The 26,214-nt window shown below is 41.1% G+C and carries 15 protein-coding genes, 4 tRNA genes and 5 rRNA genes; 18 read left to right on the top strand and 6 right to left on the bottom strand.

Going from position 1 to position 26,214, the window contains the following annotated elements; all coding sequences use genetic code 11:
* Positions 1-80: 80 nt before the first annotated feature.
* Complete coding sequence (dnaA, locus tag QJV49_RS07340) at positions 81-1,448, bottom strand: chromosomal replication initiator protein DnaA (RefSeq protein ID WP_010905022.1); 1,368 nt, start codon at positions 1,446-1,448, stop codon at positions 81-83.
* A gap of 840 nt (positions 1,449-2,288) precedes the next feature.
* On the opposite strand from dnaA, the gene QJV49_RS07335 reads away from it, so the two are divergent.
* The 9 genes from QJV49_RS07335 (at position 2,289) to QJV49_RS07295 (ending at position 10,201) form a co-directional block, all read left to right on the top strand.
* A 16S ribosomal RNA gene (locus tag QJV49_RS07335) occupies positions 2,289-3,835 on the top strand.
* 93 nt (positions 3,836-3,928) lie between these two features.
* Positions 3,929-4,001 (top strand) — tRNA-Ala (locus QJV49_RS07330).
* Between the two features lie 138 nt (positions 4,002-4,139).
* Positions 4,140-7,040, top strand: a 23S ribosomal RNA gene (locus QJV49_RS07325).
* Between the two features lie 83 nt (positions 7,041-7,123).
* Positions 7,124-7,239 (top strand): 5S ribosomal RNA (rrf, locus tag QJV49_RS07320).
* Together the 16S, 23S and 5S rRNA genes with 3 tRNA genes alongside form the textbook arrangement of a ribosomal RNA operon.
* Before the next feature lie 9 nt (positions 7,240-7,248).
* Positions 7,249-7,320 (top strand) — tRNA-Glu (locus QJV49_RS07315).
* 36 nt (positions 7,321-7,356) lie between these two features.
* Positions 7,357-7,430, top strand: a tRNA-Asn gene (locus QJV49_RS07310).
* 95 nt (positions 7,431-7,525) lie between these two features.
* Positions 7,526-8,467, top strand: a complete 942-nt coding sequence (locus QJV49_RS07305; RefSeq protein ID WP_225513078.1) for a TIGR01212 family radical SAM protein — start codon at positions 7,526-7,528, stop codon at positions 8,465-8,467.
* Positions 8,468-8,597: 130 nt separating this feature from the next.
* Positions 8,598-9,188, top strand: coding sequence for a class I SAM-dependent methyltransferase (locus QJV49_RS07300; RefSeq protein ID WP_225513079.1), 591 nt, complete (start codon positions 8,598-8,600; stop codon positions 9,186-9,188).
* Between the two features lie 125 nt (positions 9,189-9,313).
* Positions 9,314-10,201: a GRP family sugar transporter gene (locus QJV49_RS07295; protein WP_225513080.1), complete on the top strand. Its 888-nt coding sequence runs from the start codon at positions 9,314-9,316 to the stop codon at positions 10,199-10,201.
* Between the two features lie 74 nt (positions 10,202-10,275).
* On the opposite strand, the gene QJV49_RS07290 is transcribed toward QJV49_RS07295, so the two are convergent.
* Entirely contained in the window at positions 10,276-11,583 is a 1,308-nt protein-coding gene (locus QJV49_RS07290) for a serine hydrolase (RefSeq protein ID WP_225513081.1), read from the bottom strand.
* Between the two features lie 326 nt (positions 11,584-11,909).
* Here QJV49_RS07290 and rpsL point away from each other — a divergent pair, with 326 nt between their 5' ends.
* The 4 genes from rpsL (at position 11,910) to purR (ending at position 16,368) form a co-directional block, all read left to right on the top strand.
* Positions 11,910-12,323 carry a 30S ribosomal protein S12 gene (gene rpsL, locus QJV49_RS07285; RefSeq protein ID WP_003129874.1) on the top strand — a complete coding sequence of 138 codons (414 nt, stop codon included), beginning with the start codon at positions 11,910-11,912 and terminating at the stop codon, positions 12,321-12,323.
* Positions 12,324-12,341: 18 nt separating this feature from the next.
* Positions 12,342-12,809, top strand: a complete 468-nt coding sequence (gene rpsG, locus QJV49_RS07280; RefSeq protein WP_003129876.1) for a 30S ribosomal protein S7 — start codon at positions 12,342-12,344, stop codon at positions 12,807-12,809.
* Between the two features lie 264 nt (positions 12,810-13,073).
* Positions 13,074-15,203 carry an elongation factor G gene (gene fusA, locus QJV49_RS07275; protein ID WP_225513082.1) on the top strand — a complete coding sequence of 710 codons (2,130 nt, stop codon included), beginning with the start codon at positions 13,074-13,076 and terminating at the stop codon, positions 15,201-15,203.
* 349 nt (positions 15,204-15,552) lie between these two features.
* Positions 15,553-16,368: a pur operon repressor gene (purR, locus tag QJV49_RS07270; RefSeq protein WP_010906422.1), complete on the top strand. Its 816-nt coding sequence runs from the start codon at positions 15,553-15,555 to the stop codon at positions 16,366-16,368.
* A 47-nt stretch (positions 16,369-16,415) separates the two neighbouring features.
* Here the strand turns inward: purR and lepB are convergent, their stop codons facing one another.
* From lepB to QJV49_RS07250, 4 genes are all read right to left on the bottom strand, one after another.
* On the bottom strand, positions 16,416-17,042 hold the full coding sequence (gene lepB / locus QJV49_RS07265) for a signal peptidase I (protein WP_225513084.1): 627 nt from the start codon (positions 17,040-17,042) through the stop codon (positions 16,416-16,418).
* Positions 17,043-17,053: 11 nt separating this feature from the next.
* Positions 17,054-17,932, bottom strand: coding sequence for a ribonuclease HIII (rnhC, locus tag QJV49_RS07260; RefSeq protein WP_225513085.1), 879 nt, complete (start codon positions 17,930-17,932; stop codon positions 17,054-17,056).
* 144 nt (positions 17,933-18,076) lie between these two features.
* The gene (locus QJV49_RS07255; RefSeq protein ID WP_225513086.1) at positions 18,077-18,748 is read right to left on the bottom strand and encodes an ABC transporter ATP-binding protein; all 672 of its coding nucleotides are present in this window, start codon (positions 18,746-18,748) and stop codon (positions 18,077-18,079) included.
* Positions 18,749-18,756: 8 nt separating this feature from the next.
* Positions 18,757-19,827, bottom strand: coding sequence for an ABC transporter permease (locus QJV49_RS07250; protein WP_225513087.1), 1,071 nt, complete (start codon positions 19,825-19,827; stop codon positions 18,757-18,759).
* A gap of 386 nt (positions 19,828-20,213) precedes the next feature.
* Here QJV49_RS07250 and rplM point away from each other — a divergent pair, with 386 nt between their 5' ends.
* From rplM to QJV49_RS07225, 5 genes are all read left to right on the top strand, one after another.
* Positions 20,214-20,660: a 50S ribosomal protein L13 gene (gene rplM / locus QJV49_RS07245; protein WP_010906417.1), complete on the top strand. Its 447-nt coding sequence runs from the start codon at positions 20,214-20,216 to the stop codon at positions 20,658-20,660.
* A gap of 19 nt (positions 20,661-20,679) precedes the next feature.
* The gene (gene rpsI, locus QJV49_RS07240; RefSeq protein ID WP_004254378.1) at positions 20,680-21,072 is read left to right on the top strand and encodes a 30S ribosomal protein S9; all 393 of its coding nucleotides are present in this window, start codon (positions 20,680-20,682) and stop codon (positions 21,070-21,072) included.
* Between the two features lie 380 nt (positions 21,073-21,452).
* Positions 21,453-22,999 (top strand): 16S ribosomal RNA (locus tag QJV49_RS07235).
* 93 nt (positions 23,000-23,092) lie between these two features.
* Positions 23,093-23,165 (top strand) — tRNA-Ala (locus QJV49_RS07230).
* Between the two features lie 138 nt (positions 23,166-23,303).
* Positions 23,304-26,204 (top strand): 23S ribosomal RNA (locus QJV49_RS07225).
* The last annotated feature ends 10 nt before the right edge of the window (positions 26,205-26,214 follow it).

The following is a 26,214-nucleotide window of genomic DNA, read 5'->3' as shown; positions in this document are numbered from 1 at the left end:
ATCCACTTAGAAGTATAAGCTTTTCCCCTGTGGATAATTAAAGAATAAACATTTTATAAGTTCTTGAGTTTTCCACAGGTTTAAAATTTACGTTTAATGCTATCGATGTCTTTTTGAACATCCATATCATTTTTCATCTTATCCGAAATTTGTTTATAAGCGTACATTACCGTTGTGTGGTCACGGCCGCCAAAAGCAGTTCCAATTGCCGGAAGACTTGTACCTAAAAGTTCTCTGACAAGATACATCGCAATCTGTCTTGGAAAGGCAATTTCCTTAGGGCGCTTAGGACCAACAAGATCTGAGAATGAAATATGATAATAATTAGCAACTTCATCTTGAATTTTTTTAATAGTAAGATTTGATAAAGATTGCTGAGTTGCATTTTTTAAAGAACGCAAAGCCTGACTTGCTGTCTCAATATCGACCACGGCAATGCCATTTGCTCGAGCCACAAATTCGACTCGATTTAGAGCGCCCTCGAGTTCTCGAACGTTTGAATCAATCTGACCAGCAATATAAGATAGAGTTTCACTCGGAAATTCTAAACGACTTGATTCAGATTTAATCAAAAGAATAGCCATCCGAGTTTCATAGTCAGGAGCCGTAATATCAGTAGTCAAACCCCAAGAGAAGCGTGAAACTAAGCGATCTTCCAAATTATTTAATTCTTGCGGAATACGATCAGAAGTTAAAACAATTTGGGAACCTTTATCATAGAGTGCGTTGAAGGTATTGAAAAATTCATTTTTCGTCCCCTCTTTATCACTGAAAAATTGCACATCGTCCAATAGAAGTAAATCTAAATTACGATAAGTATTTTCAAAATTCTCCATTTGGTTTTTTCGCGTTGCATTAACATAGTCGTTAACGAAATTCTCCGAAGAAACATATTTAATTCGAGCCGTCGGATTGTCAGTCAAAATCTGATTTCCAATTGCATGCATTAAATGCGTCTTACCTAGACCAGCTCCACCATAAATAAATAGTGGATTATAGGTATCACCAGGTTTATCGGCAACAGCAATTGCTGCAGCTAAAGTCCAACGGTTACCAGGACCTTGCACAAAATTTTCAAAATTATATTTCTCGTTGAGACCACTAACCAAAGGAGAAGCGGGTTTAGCAGTAGAACGCGGCTGCTCTTCAATAGAAGATTGATTATTTAAACGATGAAGTTCCAGTTCAGTTAACTCATCATTTGCATAGAGTTCATAATCAATCATCCGACCAAAGACCTCAAATCCCGCCGTTGTGATCAAATCGGACTGTTTTTTCCAATAATCTTTTTTCATTCCACTATCAAGCAAGATATTGGCAGTATCTTGCTCGACAGACATTAATTGAGCAGGCTCAATAAAAAAATCATAAGCTTGTTTCCCGATACTCTGCTGAGCTAGTTCGGTTACACGGGCCCAAAATTTTTGATTTTCATTAAGGGATGCCATATTACTCCTTTACTTTTTAGTTTGTTGATAACTCATTATATCATTTCACATTATATTTTTCCACAGTCTGTTGAAATTAACAAAAGAAAGTTTTCCACCATAAGAAAAAGTTATTAACAAAACTGTGGATAATGTGTATAATTTTTCTTATCCACAGAAAAAAATAAGTAATATCAAATGAATACAGACTTATCCACAAATCAAAAAAAGTCAAATTTATAGATTATTTACTGTGGAAAAAGAAAAAATTAAGAAAAATTTACCACAGCTTTTAGACAGTCAGTTCTATCTTTGGGGATATTTTATCTCTAATGTAATAAAATCCAAGAATTTGAAAATAAATTGTTAAATTTTAAGTTTTCTACTATATAAAGACGGAATATAGAGACGAACTATTTGCTACAAAATAAAAGAGAATTCAATTTTCTATTATTTATAATAAAAATTTAGTTAAGCTTAAAAACATCATTTCTACGTTAAAAATCAAAGAATTTTATTCTCAGAAGGTAAGAAAGACTAAAATAAGTACCTTATCTTACTAAAAATAAGAAAAAATAAAAAGTAATGAAAATCAATGGTGGCATGAAATAAAGCGAATACAGGGGAGGGAAAAAACGAACGTAGAATAAAAAAAACCGTAAAAGGGACAGTTAATTGTTGACAAGTCGGAGTAGGTTTGATAGAATATAATAGTTGTCGCGAGAGACGTGAGTCGAAGAGCGACAAGCTAGACCATTGAAAACTGAATAAAGAAGAATGACTCATGTGATGTCTAAGGACATCAAAAATCTGTCAATCAATAATGAAAGACAAGCCAGTCACTACGGTGACTTAAATACTTTATTTGAGAGTTTGATCCTGGCTCAGGACGAACGCTGGCGGCGTGCCTAATACATGCAAGTTGAGCGCTGAAGGAAGGTACTTGTACCGACTGGATGAGCAGCGAACGGGTGAGTAACGCGTGGGGAATCTGCCTTTGAGCGGGGGACAACATTTGGAAACGAATGCTAATACCGCATAAAAACTTTAAACACAAGTTTTAAGTTTGAAAGATGCAATTGCATCACTCAGAGATGATCCCGCGTTGTATTAGCTAGTTGGTGAGGTAAAGGCTCACCAAGGCGATGATACATAGCCGACCTGAGAGGGTGATCGGCCACATTGGGACTGAGACACGGCCCAAACTCCTACGGGAGGCAGCAGTAGGGAATCTTCGGCAATGGACGAAAGTCTGACCGAGCAACGCCGCGTGAGTGAAGAAGGTTTTCGGATCGTAAAACTCTGTTGGTAGAGAAGAACGTTGGTGAGAGTGGAAAGCTCATCAAGTGACGGTAACTACCCAGAAAGGGACGGCTAACTACGTGCCAGCAGCCGCGGTAATACGTAGGTCCCGAGCGTTGTCCGGATTTATTGGGCGTAAAGCGAGCGCAGGTGGTTTATTAAGTCTGGTGTAAAAGGCAGTGGCTCAACCATTGTATGCATTGGAAACTGGTAGACTTGAGTGCAGGAGAGGAGAGTGGAATTCCATGTGTAGCGGTGAAATGCGTAGATATATGGAGGAACACCGGTGGCGAAAGCGGCTCTCTGGCCTGTAACTGACACTGAGGCTCGAAAGCGTGGGGAGCAAACAGGATTAGATACCCTGGTAGTCCACGCCGTAAACGATGAGTGCTAGATGTAGGGAGCTATAAGTTCTCTGTATCGCAGCTAACGCAATAAGCACTCCGCCTGGGGAGTACGACCGCAAGGTTGAAACTCAAAGGAATTGACGGGGGCCCGCACAAGCGGTGGAGCATGTGGTTTAATTCGAAGCAACGCGAAGAACCTTACCAGGTCTTGACATACTCGTGCTATTCCTAGAGATAGGAAGTTCCTTCGGGACACGGGATACAGGTGGTGCATGGTTGTCGTCAGCTCGTGTCGTGAGATGTTGGGTTAAGTCCCGCAACGAGCGCAACCCCTATTGTTAGTTGCCATCATTAAGTTGGGCACTCTAACGAGACTGCCGGTGATAAACCGGAGGAAGGTGGGGATGACGTCAAATCATCATGCCCCTTATGACCTGGGCTACACACGTGCTACAATGGATGGTACAACGAGTCGCGAGACAGTGATGTTTAGCTAATCTCTTAAAACCATTCTCAGTTCGGATTGTAGGCTGCAACTCGCCTACATGAAGTCGGAATCGCTAGTAATCGCGGATCAGCACGCCGCGGTGAATACGTTCCCGGGCCTTGTACACACCGCCCGTCACACCACGGGAGTTGGGAGTACCCGAAGTAGGTTGCCTAACCGCAAGGAGGGCGCTTCCTAAGGTAAGACCGATGACTGGGGTGAAGTCGTAACAAGGTAGCCGTATCGGAAGGTGCGGCTGGATCACCTCCTTTCTAAGGAATATATACAAAGACGTGAGCATTCAACTTTATTCAGTTTTGAGGGGTTTAGTCATAAACCTAAGCAAGAATCAACTTCTTGATTGTGGGGCCTTAGCTCAGCTGGGAGAGCGCCTGCTTTGCACGCAGGAGGTCAGCGGTTCGATCCCGCTAGGCTCCATTGTCAGACAAGACGTTAAAATCACTTGAACATTGAAAACTAAATAACAATATCTAATAACGATAAATAAACCAAAAGCTGTGAATTTTAAAGAATTTACAAACTTATACTTGAAAAACGATGATTTTAAATCATCATGGCAAAGTTAATAAGGGCGCACGGTGGATGCCTTGGCACTAAGAGCCGAAGAAGGACGTGACTAACGACGATATTCTAGGGGGAGCAGTAAGTACGCATTGATCCCTAGGTCTCCGAATGGGGAAACCCAGCTGCTACTAGCAGTTATTCATGAGTGAATACATAGCTCATGTAAAGGTAACGCAGAGAACTGAAACATCTAAGTACCTGCAGGAAGAGAAAGTAAAAACGATTTCGTAAGTAGCGGCGAGCGAACGCGAAGAAGGGCAAACCAAGAAGCTTGCTTCTTGGGGTTGTAGGACTGCAACGTGGACTTAAGCATTATAGTCGAATAACCTGGGAAGGTTAATCAAAGAGGGTAATAATCCCGTAGACGAAATAGCGCTTATACCTAGCAGTATCCTGAGTAGGGCTGGACACGCGAAATCCAGTTTGAATCCGGGAGGACCATCTCCCAACCCTAAATACTCCTTAGTGACCGATAGTGAACCAGTACCGTGAGGGAAAGGTGAAAAGAACCCCGAGAGGGGAGTGAAATAGCACCTGAAACCGTGTGCCTACAAGAAGTTCGAGCCCGTTAATGGGTGAGAGCGTGCCTTTTGTAGAATGAACCGGCGAGTTACGTTATGATGCGAGGTTAAGTTGAAGAGACGGAGCCGTAGGGAAACCGAGTCTGAATAGGGCGACTTAGTATCATGATGTAGACCCGAAACCTAGTGACCTATCCATGAGCAGGGTGAAGGTGTGGTAAGACGCACTGGAGGCCCGAACCAGGACACGTTGAAAAGTGTTTGGATGACTTGTGGATAGCGGAGAAATTCCAAACGAACTGGGAGATAGCTGGTTCTCTCCGAAATAGCTTTAGGGCTAGCGTCGAAATGTAAGTGTATTGGAGGTAGAGCACTGTTTGGGTGAGGGGTCCGTCTAGGATTACCAATCTCAGATAAACTCCGAATGCTAATACACATGTTCGGCAGTCAGACTGCGAGTGCTAAGATCCGTAGTCGAAAGGGAAACAGCCCAGACCAACAGCTAAGGTCCCAAAATATATGTTAAGTGGAAAAGGATGTGGGGTTGCACAGACAACTAGGATGTTAGCTCAGAAGCAGCTATCATTCAAAGAGTGCGTAATAGCTCACTAGTCGAGTGACCCTGCGCCGAAAATGTACCGGGGCTAAACATATTACCGAAGCTTTGGATTGATATTTTATCAATGGTAGGAGAGCGTTCTTAACCGCGAAGAAGGTATACCGTGAGGAGTGCTGGAGCGTTAAGAAGTGAGAATGCCGGTATGAGTAGCGCAAGATAAGTGAGAATCTTATCCACCGTAAGACTAAGGTTTCCAGGGGAAGGCTCGTCCGCCCTGGGTTAGTCGGGACCTAAGGCGAGGCCGAAAGGCGTAGTCGATGGACAACTGGTTGATATTCCAGTACTAGATATGATCGTGATGGAGGGACGCAGTAGGCTAAGAGATGCCAGTTAATGGATTCTGGTCTAAGCAGTGAGGTGTGAGATGTGTCAAATGCATTTCTCTCTAACATTGAGCTGTGATGGGGAAGCAACTACGGTTGCGAACTCTCTGATGTCACACTGCCAAGAAAAGCTTCTAGCGTAAAGTCATATCTACCCGTACCGCAAACCGACACAGGTAGTCGAGGCGAGTAGCCTCAGGTGATCGAGAGAACTCTCGTTAAGGAACTCGGCAAAATAGCCCCGTAACTTCGGGAGAAGGGGTGCTGGTGTAAAAGCCAGCCGCAGTGAATAGGCCCAAGCAACTGTTTATCAAAAACACAGCTCTCTGCTAAACCGCAAGGTGATGTATAGGGGGTGACGCCTGCCCGGTGCTGGAAGGTTAAGAGGAGTGCTTAGACGTAAGTCGAAGGTATGAATTGAAGCCCCAGTAAACGGCGGCCGTAACTATAACGGTCCTAAGGTAGCGAAATTCCTTGTCGGGTAAGTTCCGACCCGCACGAAAGGCGTAATGATTTGGGCACTGTCTCAACGAGAGACTCGGTGAAATTTTAGTACCTGTGAAGATGCAGGTTACCCGCGACAGGACGGAAAGACCCCATGGAGCTTTACTGTAGTTTGATATTGAGTACCTGTAAGTCATGTACAGGATAGGTAGGAGCCATTGAAATAGGGACGCTAGTTTCTATTGAGGCGTTGTTGGGATACTACCCTTGACTTATGGTTACTCTAACCCGCTGGCATAATCGGCCAGGGAGACAGTGTCTGACGGACAGTTTGACTGGGGCGGTCGCCTCCTAAAGAGTAACGGAGGCGCTCAAAGGTTGGCTCAGATTGGTTGGAAATCAATCGTAGAGTGTAAAGGTAAAAGCCAGCTTGACTGCGAGAGCTACAACTCGAGCAGGTAGGAAACTAGGACTTAGTGATCCGGTGGTACCGCATGGAAGGGCCATCGCTCAACGGATAAAAGCTACCCTGGGGATAACAGGCTTATCTCCCCCAAGAGTTCACATCGACGGGGAGGTTTGGCACCTCGATGTCGGCTCGTCGCATCCTGGGGCTGTAGTCGGTCCCAAGGGTTGGGCTGTTCGCCCATTAAAGCGGCACGCGAGCTGGGTTCAGAACGTCGTGAGACAGTTCGGTCCCTATCCGTCGCGGGCGTAGGTAATTTGAGAGGATCTGTCCTTAGTACGAGAGGACCGGGATGGACTTACCGCTGGTGTACCAGTTGTTCCGCCAGGAGCACGGCTGGATAGCTATGTAGGGAAGGGATAAGCGCTGAAAGCATCTAAGTGCGAAGCCCACCTCAAGATGAGATTACCCATTCGTAAGAATTAAGAGCCCAGAGAGATGATCTGGTAGATAGGCTGGAAGTGGAAGAGTTGCGAGACTTGGAGCGGACCAGTACTAATCGCTCGAGGACTTTACCAAAAGAGTCAAATATAAAAAGCTTAAGGTTTAGAAGTTAGAAGAATTGTTATTTAGTTTTGAATGTTCAAGGTAACATTTAATGATTTGGTCATCATTGCGATGGAGATACACCTGTTCCCATGTCGAACACAGAAGTTAAGTCCATCTACGGCGGAAGTACTTGGGGGTTGCCCCCTGGGAGATAGGCAAGTGGCCAAGTTTAAAGTATGGTCCGTTGGTCAAGGGGTTAAGACACCGCCTTTTCACGGCGGTAACACGGGTTCGAATCCCGTACGGACTATATTATTAAAACTCGGGGAACCGAGTTTTATGTTATTGCGGATTAGCTCAGTTGGTAGTAGCGCATGACTGTTAATCATGATGTCGTCAGTTCGAGTCTGACATCCGCAGCTTTTAAGAGACCTACGGGTCTCTTTTTTTATTATAAATATAGAAATTGTTTAAGAAATTTTGATATAATTTGATAAACGGAGAGATGATATAGAATGCAAAAGAGATATACAACTTGGAATGAATATTTGCGAAATAATTTTGGAGAAAAAATATTTAAAGTTCCTATTGATGCTGGTTTTGACTGTCCTAATAGGGATGGTACGGTTGCTCATGGTGGATGTACTTTTTGTACAGTATCTGGTTCAGGGGACATGATTTTGGAGCCAGAAGCTCCAATTGCGGACCAATTTGCTGCCGAAGTGGCTCAATTTCATAAAAAGTGGCCTGGAGTTAAAAAATATATTGTTTATTTTCAAAATTTCACTAATACTCACGCCCCTGTTGAAGTACTGAGAGAGCGTTTTGAACAAGCGGTAAACCAACCAGATGTTGTAGGTATTTCAATTGGTACTCGTCCTGACTGTTTACCAGATGACGTTGTAGATTACTTGGCAGAATTAAATCGCCGAATGGAAGTTTGGATTGATTTGGGTCTGCAGACAACTTATGAAGAAACATCAGATTTGATTAATCGAGCTCATGATTATGAAACATATGTAGATGCGGTGAAGCGATTGAGGGTTCATAATATTAATGTTTGTACTCACTTAATCAATGGTTTACCTGGTGAAACTAGTGAGATGATGTTAGAAAATGTTCGACGAATGGTTTTAGATTCTGATATTCAAGGTGTGAAATTACATTTACTTCATTTGATGAAACAAACTCGTTTGCAGCGTGATTATCATGAAGGAAAATTACAGCTGATGTCACAAGAAGAATATGTAAAAGTGATTTGTGACCAACTAGAGATGATTCCAAAAGAAATTGTTATTCATCGTTTAACAGGAGATGCTCCGCGAGATTTAATTATCGGACCCATGTGGTCTCTAAAAAAGTGGGAAGTTTTGAATAGTATTGATGCTGAAATGGAACGGCGAGGAAGTGTTCAAGGTTGTAAAGATGTTCGGATTAGTGATCTAATTACATTTTAACTAACAGGAGATGAATTTTTATTCATCTCTTTTTTATTGAATTTGGTGTTATAATAGGAAAGAAATTGAAAATCTGTTAGTAAAACTGAAATTGGTATATAAAAATAATTAGAAAGTAATGAGGGAATAAATGTTAAAACAGTTAGAAATGGCTCACTGGATGTTGAAAGATATCATCAAAACTAATGATGTTGTGGTAGATGCAACGATGGGTAATGGTTATGATACTCAATTTTTAGCGGAATTAGGGGCGAATGTATATGCTTTTGATGTGCAAGAAGAAGCGTTAAATGCAACTGAAAAACGTTTAGATGATGCTGGAATAAAGAATCAAATATTTGAAAAAAATCTCTCGAATTTACTGACAGAGCCGTCAGTAAATTTAGTTTTGTCTGGTCATGAAAATCTTTCTGAATATGTCAAAGAGCCAATCAAAGCAGCTATTTTTAATCTTGGCTATTTACCAAAAACTGATAAAAGTGTGGTTACAAAGGCTGATACCACTTTGACTGCTCTAGATGCTTTGACTAATCAGTTAGTTGTAGGTGGAAGAATTGCGATTATGATTTATTACGGTCATGAGGGGGGAATGGAAGAAAAAGATGCCGTTATTAAGTGGACTTCTAGTTTGCCACAAAAGGACTGGGAAGTGACTTCTTATGCACCTCTTAACCAAATTCATACGCCGCCAATTTTAGTCCTAATAGAAAAAAGAAAATAAATTTACTTGAACAGTTATGAATCTTATGTATTCTTTTATCTCTTGTTTTTTCCAAAAAAAAGAGTAAAATAGAGAAATGCTTAATTTTTTAAGTAAAAAATTATTTTAAAGAGGTAAATATACACATGCAAGGAGTTCTTCTCGCGCTTGTTCCAATGTTTGCTTGGGGTTCTATCGGATTTGTAGCTAATAAATTTGGTGGTGATGCTAAACAACAAACACTTGGAATGACTTTGGGCGCTTTTGTTTTTGCACTTATTGTTTTCTTATTCCGCATGCCAACGTTGACATGGCAAATTTTCTTAATTGGATTTATTGGTGGATTGCTTTGGGCAATTGGACAATTTGGTCAGTTTAATTCAATGAAATACATGGGTGTTTCAGTAGCAAGTCCACTTTCATCAGGAAGTCAATTAGTAATTGGTGGATTGATTGGGGTTTTTGCTTTCCACGAATGGACAAAACAAATTCAATTTATTCTCGGATTTATTGCGATGGCTGTTTTGGTAATTGGGTTCTATTTCTCAGCTAAGCGTGACCCAGAAAATGCAGTTGTTGAAGAAGGACGTAATTACACTAAAGGATTGACTGCTTTAACTTACTCAACATTGGGATATGTTATCTATGTTATTCTTTTCAATAACTTAGCAGTACTTTGGTTCAATGTTCATTTTGATACATTGACAATTATCTTACCAATGTCAGTTGGAATGATTTTTGGAGCACTTGTGATGGGGCGTTTCAAAATTAAAATGAAAAAATATGTTTATCAAAATATGATTGTTGGAGCAATGTGGGGTGTAGGTAATATCTTCATGCTTATGGCTGCAAGCGCTGCTGGTAACGCAATTGCCTTTTCATTTTCACAATTAGGTGTCATCATTTCAACTATTGGAGGAATTCTCTTCCTTGGTGAAAAGAAAACCAAAAAAGAATTGGTTTATGTTGGGATTGGGATTGTTCTATTCGTAACAGGTGCAATTTTACTTGCAATTGTAAAATCTAAAGGATAACAAAAAAGCTGTCAGTAAATTGACGGCTTTTTTTGTGAGCTAATTTTGCTGACAGATTTTCTGTCAGTAAAATTTTAGAGTTTTTCATTAACAAAATTTACAAAATGATTCCAAAAAACCTTTGGAGCGCTACTGCGAGGGACAGTTTTCTTGGCAACCAATGGAATTTGCTCTGCGGTACAATTTGGAAGATAACCTAAACTATCCTTTACCGTAGTAGAAAGAGTGACAAGTTTTTGGTTTTTAGTCACAGTTGCTTCAACTGAGGCTGTTTTTTTCTTGCTGAATTTGACTGTCAGTGATTTTGTATCTGCACTACCATCTGTAGCATAAGGAACAACGGGAGTGATATTTTGTGGAGCAACGAGTTGAACAGATTTTTCTTTTCCATCAGTCACAGCAATTTCTTTAAAATCATCTAAGGATTGATTTTTTTGTACAAGACTTGTCGTACGCCAATGACCATAAACATAGTTCATCAGTTGATTTGTGAGGGTGAAAGGAGTTGAGTTGTCAGCAGCAGGATCTGTAGCTTCTAAAACAACCGTTATGATTCTAAAGCCATTTTGATTTGTTGTTCCAGCAAAACAGTCAATTTGAAAGCTTGTTGAACCTGTTTTCAAGCCATCCACACCAGTTCTTGAAGTAGAAAAACCACTAAGCATTTGATTGGTATTAGTTAAGGTCATCTTTGCTTCATTGCCGGTATCAAAAGGAATTTCTGTTTTTTTAGTTATTTGAAGAATTTCTGGGAAATCTTTAATAAGATGATAACTGAGTGTTGCTACGGCCTTTGCGCTCATTGTGTTTGTTGCTGAGGCACCAGACCCTGGATAAATATGACCGTTTAAATCATCATTTGGTAAGCCAGAAGCATTGACGAGATGGCTGTCAGTAATTCCCCATTCTTTCATTTGTTTTGTCATCATATCAACAAATTTTGGTTCTGAACCAGCAATTTTTTCAGCTAAAGCGACAGCAGCAGAATTTGCTGACGGAAGAAGTAAAGCATTCAATAAATCTTTGACAGTATATTGACCATTTTGAGCAAGGGGAATATTGGAAGCATTAGAATTTTGAGTTAATTCATAAGCGTAGTCTGAAATAGGAACTTTAGTATTCCAAGTCAATTTATTCTCAGCTACATTTTTGTAAACTAAATAAGCTGTCAGTAATTTAGTGATAGAGGCAATCCGAGTGCTTGCATCATCAGCATTTTGCGCGTATAAAATTTTACCACTTGAGGCATCAATAGCAATCGCTGATTTAGCAGCAACCGTAAAGTCATTTGTCGTTGGAGTCGTAGCGGCACTGACAGAAAAGCCCGAAAGGACTGACAAACTAATCAGGAAACTACAAAAAATAATTGCAATTTTTTTCATGACTCGATTATACCATAGTCTAATCGTAAGGTACAATAGATTCAAAATTTGATAGATGATTAAATAGTTTTATTTTTTCAAAATCAATTCTAGAAAATAGATTGACAATTGTTATAAAAAATGATATTATATTAAACGGTACTTTTTACTTTGGACTCTCAGGAGAACTTGTATAAGTTGCTAAACTTCTTGTCAGAACTTGGCTTAAGCGACCATATACTGACTAAAAAATTGGCGATTCGCCATCCAATAAAAAGAAAGGAATGCTTTTGTATTTCTCATCGCTTCGCATAAAATGTGGAAAAATACAAAAAGCAGACAGTAAAATGCCTACAATTAACCAATTGGTACGCAAACCACGTCGTGCTCAAGTGACTAAATCTAAATCACCAGCAATGAACGTTGGCTACAACAGCCGTAAAAAAGTACAAACTAAACTTGCAAGCCCACAAAAACGTGGAGTAGCAACTCGTGTTGGTACTATGACTCCTAAAAAACCTAACTCAGCGCTTCGTAAATTCGCGCGTGTACGTCTTTCAAACCTTATGGAAGTAACAGCGTACATTCCAGGTATCGGACACAACCTCCAAGAACACAGTGTTGTACTTCTTCGTGGTGGACGTGTAAAAGACCTTCCAGGGGTACGTTACCATATCGTTCGTGGTGCACTTGATACAGCAGGTGTCGCTGACCGTAAACAAAGCCGTTCTAAATACGGTGCTAAAAAACCAAAAGCTTAAGAAGGGAGATAAGTAAGAATGCGTAAAAATCGTGCCCCAAAACGTGAAGTTTTGGCAGATCCAATGTACAACTCAATCGTCGTAACTCGTCTTATCAACCGCGTTATGCTTGATGGTAAACGTGGTGTTGCGGCTCAAATCGTTTACGGTGCCTTCAAACAAATTGAAGAAGCTACTGGAAACAACCCACTCGAAGTCTTCGAAACTGCTATGGAAAACATCATGCCAGTTCTTGAAGTTCGTGCTCGTCGTGTCGGTGGTTCTAACTATCAAGTCCCAGTTGAAGTTCGTCCAGAACGTCGTACAACTCTTGGACTTCGTTGGTTGGTAACAATCGCTCGTAACCGTGGTGAACACACAATGCAAGATCGTCTTGCAAAAGAAATCTTGGATGCAGCTAACAACACAGGTGCAGCAGTCAAAAAACGTGAAGATACTCACAAAATGGCTGAAGCTAACCGTGCGTTCGCTCACTTCCGCTGGTAAAATCGTAATTGCGTCATGGCTACTTCGTCGAAAGAACCCTCGCGTACTTCAGTACGTTTCGGAACCTTTGTCCTCGTATCCATTTAGCAATTCCAATTTTACAATCTAAAAAAAGATTGCGAAAAACATCGAATTGATGTAAAAACGAACATTACCGGGCTTGGGCTCCTCGCCTGCTCGGTTTTGTTTTAATTTTTTAACATAAATTTGATACAATAAAACTAATGAGAAATTCTCATGACTAAAATCAAATAGGAGAACAAAATGGCTCGCGAATTTTCACTTGCTAATACACGTAATATCGGTATCATGGCCCACGTCGATGCTGGTAAAACAACAACAACTGAACGTGTTCTTTACTACACTGGTAAAATCCATAAAATCGGTGAAACTCACGAAGGTGCATCACAAATGGACTGGATGGAGCAAGAACAAGAACGTGGTATCACAATCACATCTGCAGCAACAACTGCTGAATGGAAAGGTAACCGCGTAAATATCATTGACACACCAGGTCACGTGGACTTCACAATCGAAGTACAACGTTCACTCCGTGTTCTTGATGGTGCTGTTACCGTTCTTGATGCTCAATCAGGTGTTGAACCACAAACAGAAACTGTATGGCGTCAAGCGACTGAATACGGTGTTCCACGTATCGTTTTTGCTAACAAAATGGACAAAATCGGTGCTGATTTCTACTACTCACTTTCTACTTTGGGAGATCGTTTGGGTGCTAATGCTCATCCAATCCAAATTCCAATTGGTGCAGAAGATGACTTCATCGGTATCATTGACTTGGTAACTATGAAATCTGAAATCTACACTAATGACCTTGGTACAGATATTAAAGAAACTGTTGTAGGTTCAGACGAATTTAACGCTGAATTAGCAGCTTTGGATTTCAATGCAGAAGAATACACAGAGCTTGCAAACGAATGGCGTGAAAAACTCATCGAAGCAATTGCTGATTTCGATGAAGATATCATGGAAAAATATTTTGCTGGTGAAGAAATTCCAGAAGCAGAACTTAAAGCTGCTATCCGTAAAGCAACAATCAATGTTGACTTCTACCCAATGCTTGCTGGTTCTGCCTTCAAGAACAAAGGTGTTCAAATGATGCTTGATGCAGTTATTGACTACCTTCCAAGCCCACTTGATATCCCTGCAATCAAAGGTGTTAACCCAGATACAGACGAAGAAGACGAACGCCCAGCTTCAGATGAAGAACCATTTGCAGCTCTTGCTTTCAAAATCATGACAGACCCATTTGTTGGACGTCTTTCATTCTTCCGCGTTTACTCAGGTACACTTGATGCTGGTTCATACGTTTTGAATACTTCAAAAGGTAAACGTGAACGTATCGGACGTATTCTTCAAATGCACGCTAACACTCGTAAAGAAATCCAAACAGTTTACGCTGGGGATATCGCTGCTGCTGTTGGTTTGAAAAATACAACAACTGGTGACTCATTGACAGATGAAAAAGCTAAAATCATCCTTGAATCAATTGAAGTTCCAGAACCAGTTATCCAATTGATGGTTGAACCTAAAACTAAAGCTGACCAAGATAAGATGGGTGTTGCCCTTCAAAAATTGGCTGAAGAAGATCCAACTTTCCGTGTTGAAACAAACCCAGAAACTGGTGAAACAGTTATCTCTGGTATGGGTGAACTTCACTTGGACGTTCTTGTTGACCGTATGAAACGTGAATTCAAAGTTGAAGCAAACGTTGGTGCTCCTCAAGTTGCTTACCGTGAAACATTCCGTGCTGGAACTTCAGCACGTGGATTCTTCAAACGTCAATCAGGTGGTAAAGGTCAATACGGTGACGTATGGATCGAATTTACACCTAACGAAGAAGGCGCTGGATTTGAATTTGAAAATGCTATCGTCGGTGGTGTCGTTCCTCGTGAATTCGTACCAGCCGTTGAAAAAGGTTTGGTAGAAACTATGGCTAATGGTGTCCTTGCTGGATACCCAATGGTTGACATTAAAGCTAAACTTTATGATGGTTCATACCATGATGTCGATTCATCAGAAACTGCCTTCAAAGTTGCCGCTTCTCTTGCAATGAAAGAAGCTGCTAAAACTGCGAAACCAGCAATTCTTGAACCAATGATGAAAGTTACAATCACTGTTCCTGAAGAAAACCTTGGAGATATCATGGGTCACGTGACTGCTCGTCGTGGTCAAGTTAACTCAATGGAAGCTCACGGTAAATCACAAATCGTTAATGCTTTCGTTCCACTTGCTGAAATGTTCGGTTACGCAACTACTCTCCGTTCATCTACACAAGGACGTGGTACTTTCATGATGGTATTTGACCACTATTCAGACGTACCTAAATCAGTACAAGAAGAAATTATTGCTAAAAACGGCCGTAACGCTGACTAAGCTCTAATTTTAAAAATATGAGATAATCTGTCAGTACTGACAGGTTATTTTTTTACTGACAAGATTTTCTTTGGTTTAGTTTCACTTTATCTTGACTTAATGAACCATTAAGTCAGTGAAGCTATAATATATTTATTCCAAAAAAATTTTTTCATAACTTTACTCCTAAAAGTGAGAAAGTAGTATCTAAGTGGTACTGCTTTTTTTATTTACTTTTAAAATAAAACGTTACTGACAGAAAAATATTTTATGAATCTGAAAACTGACAGTAAAATTGTTTCATGTGAAACTTGAATGTTCGGAAATGGCATGCTATAATAAGCTTATCAAATAGGAGATGAGATAATAAATGAAAAGAAACGAACGTTTAGTTGATTTTACAAATTTTTTAATTAATCATCCCAATCAAATGCTAAATTTAAATGAATTAAGTAAGCACTATGAGGTAGCCAAATCCTCTATTTCAGAAGATTTAGTATTTATCAAACGTGTTTTTGAAAACCAAGGAGTAGGTCTGGTTGAAACTTTTCCAGGTAGCCTTGGAGGAGTTCGGTTTACGCCTTACATTACTGACGAACGTTCGTTGGAAATGAGTCAGGAAATTGCTGAACTTTTACGTGAAGAAAATCGAATTTTACCTGGAGGATATATTTATCTGTCAGATATTTTGGGTACTCCATCAAATCTTCGTAAAATCGGTCAAATTATTGCTCATGAGTATCATGAAAAGCAAGTTGATGTCGTTATGACTATTGCCACAAAAGGGATTCCAATTGCTCAGTCAGTTGCTGAGATTCTAGATGTTCCTTTCGTAATTGTTCGTCGTGACCCTAAAGTGACTGAAGGGGCAACGCTTAATGTAAATTATATGTCAGGCTCAAGCTCTCGTGTTGAAAATATGACTTTATCCAAACGGAGCCTTTCAATTGGTCAAAATGTTTTGATCGTTGACGACTTCATGAAAGGCGCAGGAACAATCAATGGAATGAGAAGTCTTGTTCATGAATTTGATTGTTTACTTGCCGGTGTTGCCGTTTTTCTTGAAGGACCATTTAAAGGTGAGCGATTGATTGATGATTACAAATCAATTTTGAAAGTTGACCGAATTGACATTGCTAACCGCTCAATTGATGTTCAATTGGGAAATATATTTAATGACAAATAAAAAAGTTACTGACAGAATATCTGTCAGTAACTTTTTCTATCAATTTCTTAAAAGAAAGAAATTTTATTGAGTGGCCACACTCGTAATTTTGCTTCGCCAACAATTGCTGAACGTTTGAAAGTTCCAACTGCTCGACTATCTTGAGAAACTACACGATTATCCCCCATCAGGAAGTATTGTCCCTCAGGAACTTTTACTGTAAAGGTTGGATTACCAGTGCTGTCGGTTGTGAATGCTTTAGTGCTTTGAGCTAAACTGACAAATAAACTGCGATTTTGTTCACTGAGCCCATTTGTTAAAGGATAGTTACCATAAGTTTTTTCAAGTTGTCCATCAGCAAGCTGCTTTTGGTAATCTTTGAGATAGTTTTCTGGATAGACTTTGTTGTTGATCGTGAGTTGGTCGTGATCGAATTTTATAGTATCTCCGGGCATTCCAATGACACGTTTCACAATATCTTTAGTTGAACCATCGGCTGTTTCTTCTTTGGCAACAACAATATCAAAACGATTAATCGTTGATTTTCTTACAATAACCAGACGTTCCTTGTCAGCTAAAGTTGGGTCCATTGAATGACCATCGACAACAACAAGTGACCAAAGAAAGACACGGGAGAGAAGAATAGCGACAATTATAAAGAGAAACAATCCCCACTCTTTTAAAAATTTCATCATAATTTTACTTTCTATAATTGAGCGATTTTAATCGCTTTTTGTGTATTAGCAAAATGAAGTTTTGCTAAATGATTCAGAGCATCAATTCCTTGACTTTTGATAATTTGTGCTGCGATTTTGTCAGACAAATTTCCGGCCCCACTGGGTAATCTGAAACCTGATGCTTTAGATAATTTTTTTAGATTTTCTAAAAAGAGATAGCGAGAAATAATCGAACTGACAGCTACAGCCAGAAATTGATCTTCAGCTTTTGTCAGTAAAGTTACTTTTGTCAGCGGACGATTTTGCTCTTTATTAACATATTTTTTATAATTTGCTTCCGTTGTAAAAGCATCAATAACAATATTTTCGGGCCTATGACCTAACTTTTTTTCAAGAAGATAAATGGCTTGATTATGGAGGGCAACTTTAATGCTGACAGCATTATAACCAGAAGCAATCACCTCATTATACTTGGCAGGTTCAACCACTAAAGCAACATGTGGAATTCTATCAATCAATTTTGGAGCAATTTGACAAATTTTTTCGTCAGTTAATTTTTTAGAATCAGCGACTCCAATTTCCTTTAGAAAATTCAAGTTTTCTTCACTGACAAAACTAGCAGTAACCATTAAACCACCAAAATATGACCCGTTGCCCACCTCGTCAGTCCCAATAAGATTTGTTTGTTTTTGAGGAACGACTTGAGCAATATGACCAAAGTCACTCGCTAATTTTTCAGCCTCGTTTCCTTGAAAAACAACTTTTCCAGAAGTATAAACCGAGATAGAAGTTTTCCCAACCTTAGCAAAAAAAGTGATGTAAGGATTTTTGGAAACTTGCTCATAGGATTTGTATTTTTCAGCGAGTTGTTGGCGTTCTTTAGTCTCTAATTTTAGAACAATATTCATAAGAACATTCTACCATAAATTGGCTATTCTCGAATAAGAATCCGACCATTTATTAAAAATAATTTCTTATTAAAATCTATTATAGCAAACATGTTGTAAAATAATGAAAAAAGTCTTCATATTCTAAATACGAAGACCTCAAAGTTAGTCAACTTTCTCACTTAAACGCCCATCTTCCATCAGATAAACTTTGTCACAATAATCAACCAAACGTAAATCATGAGTGACCATAATTGTTGCCTTATTTTTTTCTTTTGCTTCCTTAGCTAATATTCTAACCACTTCATATGCTTTTTCAGTATCCAAACTTGCCGTTGGTTCATCAGCCAAAATGATTGTAGGGTCATTATATAAAGCACGAACAATAGCTACCCGTTGCCGTTCTCCACCAGAAAGTTCCTCAGGATATTTATCCACCAATTTTTCAAGCCCCAAACGCTTGAGTAAGTCTAAGCCTGATTCATTTTCTTTTACCTTATTTACCTTGTCGACCAATTGAAGTTGTTTCTTAACCGTTAAGAAGGGCACGAGATTAGAGGCTTGTAAAATAAAACCAATTTCTTCAAAACGAACCTTAGCGCGTGATTTCTCCTTTTTTTCATTTAAAGCTCGCCCATTTATCCAAATTTCTCCAGAAGAAGGACTTTGTAGTCCGCCGGCAATAGTAAGTAAGGTACTTTTCCCAGAACCTGAAGGGCCAATGATTGCCACAAACTCACCCTTATCAACGGAGAAGTTAGTCTCTTTTAAAGCCTCTATTGTTTCATCCCCATCCTTAAAAGATTTTTTGACATTTTTTAATTCAATAGCTTTCATTATTTCTCCTATCCAATCGCTTTTAGTGGATCAATTTTGACAATTGCTCTGACAGAGAATAAAGCACCCACAATTGCAACCACAATCATTAAAAGAGTAATCACTCCAAAGAAGATGAGATTTGTTTGAAAAGGAACAGCTTCTGGTAAAATTAACGCAGAACCTAAAGTGGCTAACAAACCAATTAATACACCACTAAAAGCTAAAATAAAAGTTTGAGCAATGACCGAATTACTAATAAAGCGACTGGAAATTCCCTGAGCTTTCATTACACCAAAAATTGCTATTTTTTGCATTGTCAGAACATAAATAAAGATTCCAATGACTACCGCAGCAATAACCACTAGAAAGCCAATCATGAAACCAAAGGTCAAAACTTGTGCACTATAACCAGGAAGTTTATCTATAAATTTACTGATAGATAATTTTTGGAGACCTTTAGGCTGTTGGCTAATTTTTCCGCGCGTGACAATAGCGTTGTAAGTAGTTTTAGGTTGAAAATTGGAATTTGAACCATAACGTATTTGTTGGAAAGTATCTAAAGAAGTATAAAGCACAGGTGAAATATTGAATTTAGCATTATCTGTAAAACCAACAATAGTCAATACTTCATTATTGGTTGCTAATTTAATTTTATCATCAATTTTATAATCATATTGATTTTTAAAACTAATATCAGCTACCACCTCACCCCTATTTTTAAAATCCCTCCCCTCAATGATATTGGGATTTAAAAATTCATTTGAATTAATTCCAAAAAAACTGACATTATTTTTTTTACTTTCATCATTGGCATCATAAATAATACCAGCAGCCTGAGCGAGAACGGCCTTTTCTTTCGCCTTCACCTGACTGGCAAGATCTGAATCAATCATTGACATATTGAGAGAATCATTGGCTTTCTCAGATAAAAAAATATCTGTTGCTTTCCATTTATCAACTGCCATCCTATTTTCTTGAGCTAAACCATAGGCTAAACCAGATAAGAAAAACACAAGATAGGAAATCAAAAACATGACACCAATTACGAGAGCATATCTTAATTTGGAATGCTTAATTTCATTAATCGCTAAAAACATCATCAAACTCCTATTTTCTAAAATAAATTCCAAAATTCCTAAGGGTAATTTACATAAGTTCCTAAAAAAGGTAGCTGCAATTTGTAATATATAAACTATCTTTAAAAAGTCTATCACACTTCAAATGAAACTGCTATCATAACGCTTGTAGCAAAAACCACAAGGCTATATCTCAAAAAATATAGAGTTAAAAAATACAGAATCCACGAAAAGAAGTCAATAGAGGGAATATAATGCCTAAAATGTCTTGACAAAATTAGGAATAATATGATATGATGATAAACGGTATTGTTTACCCCATTTTTGTGGCCCCGGAAACCCAAAAATACTTTGCAGGACTCTTACACCTGCTGTAAACAAATTCTAGTAAAAGGAAAATAACCAAAATGATGAAAACTACATTCATGGCTAACGCTCAAAACGTTGACCGTAAATGGTACGTCGTCGATGCAACTGATGTTCCTCTTGGACGTCTTTCTGCAGTTGTCGCAAGCGTACTTCGCGGAAAAAACAAACCAACATACACACCACACACTGATACAGGTGATTTCGTAATCGTTGTTAACGCTGAAAAAATCAAATTGACTGGTAAAAAAGCAACTGATAAAGTATATTACTCACACTCACTTCACCCAGGTGGATTGAAATCAGTTACTGCTGGTGAACTCCGTGAAAAAAATGCTGTACGTTTGATTGAAAAATCAGTAAAAGGTATGCTTCCACACAACACACTTGGACGTGCTCAAGGCATGAAACTTAAAGTGTTTGTTGGCGCAGAACACACACATACAGCTCAAAAACCTGAAGTCCTTGACATCACAGGTTTGATTTAATCAGGAAGGAACGAACATAATGGCACAAGTACAATATGCCGGCACAGGCCGTCGTAAAAATGCAGTAGCACGCGTACGTCTCGTACCTGGTACTGGTAAAATCACAGTTAACGGACGTGAAGTAGAAAGCTACATCCCACACGCAGACATGCGTCTCGTTATCAACCAACCATTTGCAGCTACACAAACAGAAGGTAGCTACGATACACTCGTAAACGTAAACGGTGGTGGTGTATCAGGTCAAGCAGGAGCTATCCGTCACGGAATCGCTCGTGCATTGCTCCAAGTAGACCCAGACTTCCGTAGTGCTTTGAAACGCGCTGGACTTCTTACACGTGATGCCCGTATGGTTGAACGTAAAAAACCAGGTCTCAAAAAAGCCCGCAAAGCATCACAATTTTCAAAACGTTAATATTATTCATATATCAATGTTTAAAACACTTCCGTATGGAAGTGTTTTTTTATTAAATTTTCTCTTACAATATCTACATGGCAAATAATAAACCAATAAATTACATTTTCTATAAAAAATTGTACATTAAAAAACATGATAACAGCGGGGTTTAACGGATGTAAGCTAAAAAAAACCGTAAAAGGGACAGTTAATTGTTGACAAGTCGGAGTAGGTTTGATAGAATATAATAGTTGTCGCGAGAGACGTGAGTCGAAGAGCGACAAGCTAGACCATTGAAAACTGAATAAAGAAGAATGACTCATGTGATGTCTAAGGACATCAAAAATCTGTCAATCAATAATGAAAGACAAGCCAGTCACTACGGTGACTTAAATACTTTATTTGAGAGTTTGATCCTGGCTCAGGACGAACGCTGGCGGCGTGCCTAATACATGCAAGTTGAGCGCTGAAGGAAGGTACTTGTACCGACTGGATGAGCAGCGAACGGGTGAGTAACGCGTGGGGAATCTGCCTTTGAGCGGGGGACAACATTTGGAAACGAATGCTAATACCGCATAAAAACTTTAAACACAAGTTTTAAGTTTGAAAGATGCAATTGCATCACTCAGAGATGATCCCGCGTTGTATTAGCTAGTTGGTGAGGTAAAGGCTCACCAAGGCGATGATACATAGCCGACCTGAGAGGGTGATCGGCCACATTGGGACTGAGACACGGCCCAAACTCCTACGGGAGGCAGCAGTAGGGAATCTTCGGCAATGGACGAAAGTCTGACCGAGCAACGCCGCGTGAGTGAAGAAGGTTTTCGGATCGTAAAACTCTGTTGGTAGAGAAGAACGTTGGTGAGAGTGGAAAGCTCATCAAGTGACGGTAACTACCCAGAAAGGGACGGCTAACTACGTGCCAGCAGCCGCGGTAATACGTAGGTCCCGAGCGTTGTCCGGATTTATTGGGCGTAAAGCGAGCGCAGGTGGTTTATTAAGTCTGGTGTAAAAGGCAGTGGCTCAACCATTGTATGCATTGGAAACTGGTAGACTTGAGTGCAGGAGAGGAGAGTGGAATTCCATGTGTAGCGGTGAAATGCGTAGATATATGGAGGAACACCGGTGGCGAAAGCGGCTCTCTGGCCTGTAACTGACACTGAGGCTCGAAAGCGTGGGGAGCAAACAGGATTAGATACCCTGGTAGTCCACGCCGTAAACGATGAGTGCTAGATGTAGGGAGCTATAAGTTCTCTGTATCGCAGCTAACGCAATAAGCACTCCGCCTGGGGAGTACGACCGCAAGGTTGAAACTCAAAGGAATTGACGGGGGCCCGCACAAGCGGTGGAGCATGTGGTTTAATTCGAAGCAACGCGAAGAACCTTACCAGGTCTTGACATACTCGTGCTATTCCTAGAGATAGGAAGTTCCTTCGGGACACGGGATACAGGTGGTGCATGGTTGTCGTCAGCTCGTGTCGTGAGATGTTGGGTTAAGTCCCGCAACGAGCGCAACCCCTATTGTTAGTTGCCATCATTAAGTTGGGCACTCTAACGAGACTGCCGGTGATAAACCGGAGGAAGGTGGGGATGACGTCAAATCATCATGCCCCTTATGACCTGGGCTACACACGTGCTACAATGGATGGTACAACGAGTCGCGAGACAGTGATGTTTAGCTAATCTCTTAAAACCATTCTCAGTTCGGATTGTAGGCTGCAACTCGCCTACATGAAGTCGGAATCGCTAGTAATCGCGGATCAGCACGCCGCGGTGAATACGTTCCCGGGCCTTGTACACACCGCCCGTCACACCACGGGAGTTGGGAGTACCCGAAGTAGGTTGCCTAACCGCAAGGAGGGCGCTTCCTAAGGTAAGACCGATGACTGGGGTGAAGTCGTAACAAGGTAGCCGTATCGGAAGGTGCGGCTGGATCACCTCCTTTCTAAGGAATATATACAAAGACGTGAGCATTCAACTTTATTCAGTTTTGAGGGGTTTAGTCATAAACCTAAGCAAGAATCAACTTCTTGATTGTGGGGCCTTAGCTCAGCTGGGAGAGCGCCTGCTTTGCACGCAGGAGGTCAGCGGTTCGATCCCGCTAGGCTCCATTGTCAGACAAGACGTTAAAATCACTTGAACATTGAAAACTAAATAACAATATCTAATAACGATAAATAAACCAAAAGCTGTGAATTTTAAAGAATTTACAAACTTATACTTGAAAAACGATGATTTTAAATCATCATGGCAAAGTTAATAAGGGCGCACGGTGGATGCCTTGGCACTAAGAGCCGAAGAAGGACGTGACTAACGACGATATTCTAGGGGGAGCAGTAAGTACGCATTGATCCCTAGGTCTCCGAATGGGGAAACCCAGCTGCTACTAGCAGTTATTCATGAGTGAATACATAGCTCATGTAAAGGTAACGCAGAGAACTGAAACATCTAAGTACCTGCAGGAAGAGAAAGTAAAAACGATTTCGTAAGTAGCGGCGAGCGAACGCGAAGAAGGGCAAACCAAGAAGCTTGCTTCTTGGGGTTGTAGGACTGCAACGTGGACTTAAGCATTATAGTCGAATAACCTGGGAAGGTTAATCAAAGAGGGTAATAATCCCGTAGACGAAATAGCGCTTATACCTAGCAGTATCCTGAGTAGGGCTGGACACGCGAAATCCAGTTTGAATCCGGGAGGACCATCTCCCAACCCTAAATACTCCTTAGTGACCGATAGTGAACCAGTACCGTGAGGGAAAGGTGAAAAGAACCCCGAGAGGGGAGTGAAATAGCACCTGAAACCGTGTGCCTACAAGAAGTTCGAGCCCGTTAATGGGTGAGAGCGTGCCTTTTGTAGAATGAACCGGCGAGTTACGTTATGATGCGAGGTTAAGTTGAAGAGACGGAGCCGTAGGGAAACCGAGTCTGAATAGGGCGACTTAGTATCATGATGTAGACCCGAAACCTAGTGACCTATCCATGAGCAGGGTGAAGGTGTGGTAAGACGCACTGGAGGCCCGAACCAGGACACGTTGAAAAGTGTTTGGATGACTTGTGGATAGCGGAGAAATTCCAAACGAACTGGGAGATAGCTGGTTCTCTCCGAAATAGCTTTAGGGCTAGCGTCGAAATGTAAGTGTATTGGAGGTAGAGCACTGTTTGGGTGAGGGGTCCGTCTAGGATTACCAATCTCAGATAAACTCCGAATGCTAATACACATGTTCGGCAGTCAGACTGCGAGTGCTAAGATCCGTAGTCGAAAGGGAAACAGCCCAGACCAACAGCTAAGGTCCCAAAATATATGTTAAGTGGAAAAGGATGTGGGGTTGCACAGACAACTAGGATGTTAGCTCAGAAGCAGCTATCATTCAAAGAGTGCGTAATAGCTCACTAGTCGAGTGACCCTGCGCCGAAAATGTACCGGGGCTAAACATATTACCGAAGCTTTGGATTGATATTTTATCAATGGTAGGAGAGCGTTCTTAACCGCGAAGAAGGTATACCGTGAGGAGTGCTGGAGCGTTAAGAAGTGAGAATGCCGGTATGAGTAGCGCAAGATAAGTGAGAATCTTATCCACCGTAAGACTAAGGTTTCCAGGGGAAGGCTCGTCCGCCCTGGGTTAGTCGGGACCTAAGGCGAGGCCGAAAGGCGTAGTCGATGGACAACTGGTTGATATTCCAGTACTAGATATGATCGTGATGGAGGGACGCAGTAGGCTAAGAGATGCCAGTTAATGGATTCTGGTCTAAGCAGTGAGGTGTGAGATGTGTCAAATGCATTTCTCTCTAACATTGAGCTGTGATGGGGAAGCAACTACGGTTGCGAACTCTCTGATGTCACACTGCCAAGAAAAGCTTCTAGCGTAAAGTCATATCTACCCGTACCGCAAACCGACACAGGTAGTCGAGGCGAGTAGCCTCAGGTGATCGAGAGAACTCTCGTTAAGGAACTCGGCAAAATAGCCCCGTAACTTCGGGAGAAGGGGTGCTGGTGTAAAAGCCAGCCGCAGTGAATAGGCCCAAGCAACTGTTTATCAAAAACACAGCTCTCTGCTAAACCGCAAGGTGATGTATAGGGGGTGACGCCTGCCCGGTGCTGGAAGGTTAAGAGGAGTGCTTAGACGTAAGTCGAAGGTATGAATTGAAGCCCCAGTAAACGGCGGCCGTAACTATAACGGTCCTAAGGTAGCGAAATTCCTTGTCGGGTAAGTTCCGACCCGCACGAAAGGCGTAATGATTTGGGCACTGTCTCAACGAGAGACTCGGTGAAATTTTAGTACCTGTGAAGATGCAGGTTACCCGCGACAGGACGGAAAGACCCCATGGAGCTTTACTGTAGTTTGATATTGAGTACCTGTAAGTCATGTACAGGATAGGTAGGAGCCATTGAAATAGGGACGCTAGTTTCTATTGAGGCGTTGTTGGGATACTACCCTTGACTTATGGTTACTCTAACCCGCTGGCATAATCGGCCAGGGAGACAGTGTCTGACGGACAGTTTGACTGGGGCGGTCGCCTCCTAAAGAGTAACGGAGGCGCTCAAAGGTTGGCTCAGATTGGTTGGAAATCAATCGTAGAGTGTAAAGGTAAAAGCCAGCTTGACTGCGAGAGCTACAACTCGAGCAGGTAGGAAACTAGGACTTAGTGATCCGGTGGTACCGCATGGAAGGGCCATCGCTCAACGGATAAAAGCTACCCTGGGGATAACAGGCTTATCTCCCCCAAGAGTTCACATCGACGGGGAGGTTTGGCACCTCGATGTCGGCTCGTCGCATCCTGGGGCTGTAGTCGGTCCCAAGGGTTGGGCTGTTCGCCCATTAAAGCGGCACGCGAGCTGGGTTCAGAACGTCGTGAGACAGTTCGGTCCCTATCCGTCGCGGGCGTAGGTAATTTGAGAGGATCTGTCCTTAGTACGAGAGGACCGGGATGGACTTACCGCTGGTGTACCAGTTGTTCCGCCAGGAGCACGGCTGGATAGCTATGTAGGGAAGGGATAAGCGCTGAAAGCATCTAAGTGCGAAGCCCACCTCAAGATGAGATTACCCATTCGTAAGAATTAAGAGCCCAGAGAGATGATCTGGTAGATAGGCTGGAAGTGGAAGAGTTGCGAGACTTGGAGCGGACCAGTACTAATCGCTCGAGGACTTTACCAAAAGAGTCAAA

Source organism: Lactococcus sp. NH2-7C (assembly GCF_029953655.1).
Classification (GTDB): Bacteria; Bacillota; Bacilli; order Lactobacillales; family Streptococcaceae; genus Lactococcus; species Lactococcus lactis.
This window is presented reverse-complemented; position numbering and strand designations above follow the sequence as displayed.

Excerpts from the sequence above, each read along its gene's own strand:
- QJV49_RS07290 (WP_225513081.1), bottom strand. The coding sequence starts at position 11,583 with ATGAAAAAAATTGCAATTATTTTTTGTAGTTTCCTGATTAGTTTGTCA.
- QJV49_RS07305 (WP_225513078.1), top strand. The coding sequence starts at position 7,526 with ATGCAAAAGAGATATACAACTTGGAATGAATATTTGCGAAATAATTTT.
- rpsG (WP_003129876.1), top strand. The coding sequence starts at position 12,342 with ATGCGTAAAAATCGTGCCCCAAAACGTGAAGTTTTGGCAGATCCAATG.
- QJV49_RS07250 (WP_225513087.1), bottom strand. The coding sequence starts at position 19,827 with ATGTTTTTAGCGATTAATGAAATTAAGCATTCCAAATTAAGATATGCT.
- fusA (WP_225513082.1), top strand. The coding sequence starts at position 13,074 with ATGGCTCGCGAATTTTCACTTGCTAATACACGTAATATCGGTATCATG.
- rplM (WP_010906417.1), top strand. The coding sequence starts at position 20,214 with ATGATGAAAACTACATTCATGGCTAACGCTCAAAACGTTGACCGTAAA.
- QJV49_RS07300 (WP_225513079.1), top strand. The coding sequence starts at position 8,598 with ATGTTAAAACAGTTAGAAATGGCTCACTGGATGTTGAAAGATATCATC.
- purR (WP_010906422.1), top strand. The coding sequence starts at position 15,553 with ATGAAAAGAAACGAACGTTTAGTTGATTTTACAAATTTTTTAATTAAT.
- dnaA (WP_010905022.1), bottom strand. The coding sequence starts at position 1,448 with ATGGCATCCCTTAATGAAAATCAAAAATTTTGGGCCCGTGTAACCGAA.
- QJV49_RS07255 (WP_225513086.1), bottom strand. The coding sequence starts at position 18,748 with ATGAAAGCTATTGAATTAAAAAATGTCAAAAAATCTTTTAAGGATGGG.
- lepB (WP_225513084.1), bottom strand. The coding sequence starts at position 17,042 with ATGATGAAATTTTTAAAAGAGTGGGGATTGTTTCTCTTTATAATTGTC.
- rnhC (WP_225513085.1), bottom strand. The coding sequence starts at position 17,932 with ATGAATATTGTTCTAAAATTAGAGACTAAAGAACGCCAACAACTCGCT.
- rpsI (WP_004254378.1), top strand. The coding sequence starts at position 20,680 with ATGGCACAAGTACAATATGCCGGCACAGGCCGTCGTAAAAATGCAGTA.
- rpsL (WP_003129874.1), top strand. The coding sequence starts at position 11,910 with ATGCCTACAATTAACCAATTGGTACGCAAACCACGTCGTGCTCAAGTG.
- QJV49_RS07295 (WP_225513080.1), top strand. The coding sequence starts at position 9,314 with ATGCAAGGAGTTCTTCTCGCGCTTGTTCCAATGTTTGCTTGGGGTTCT.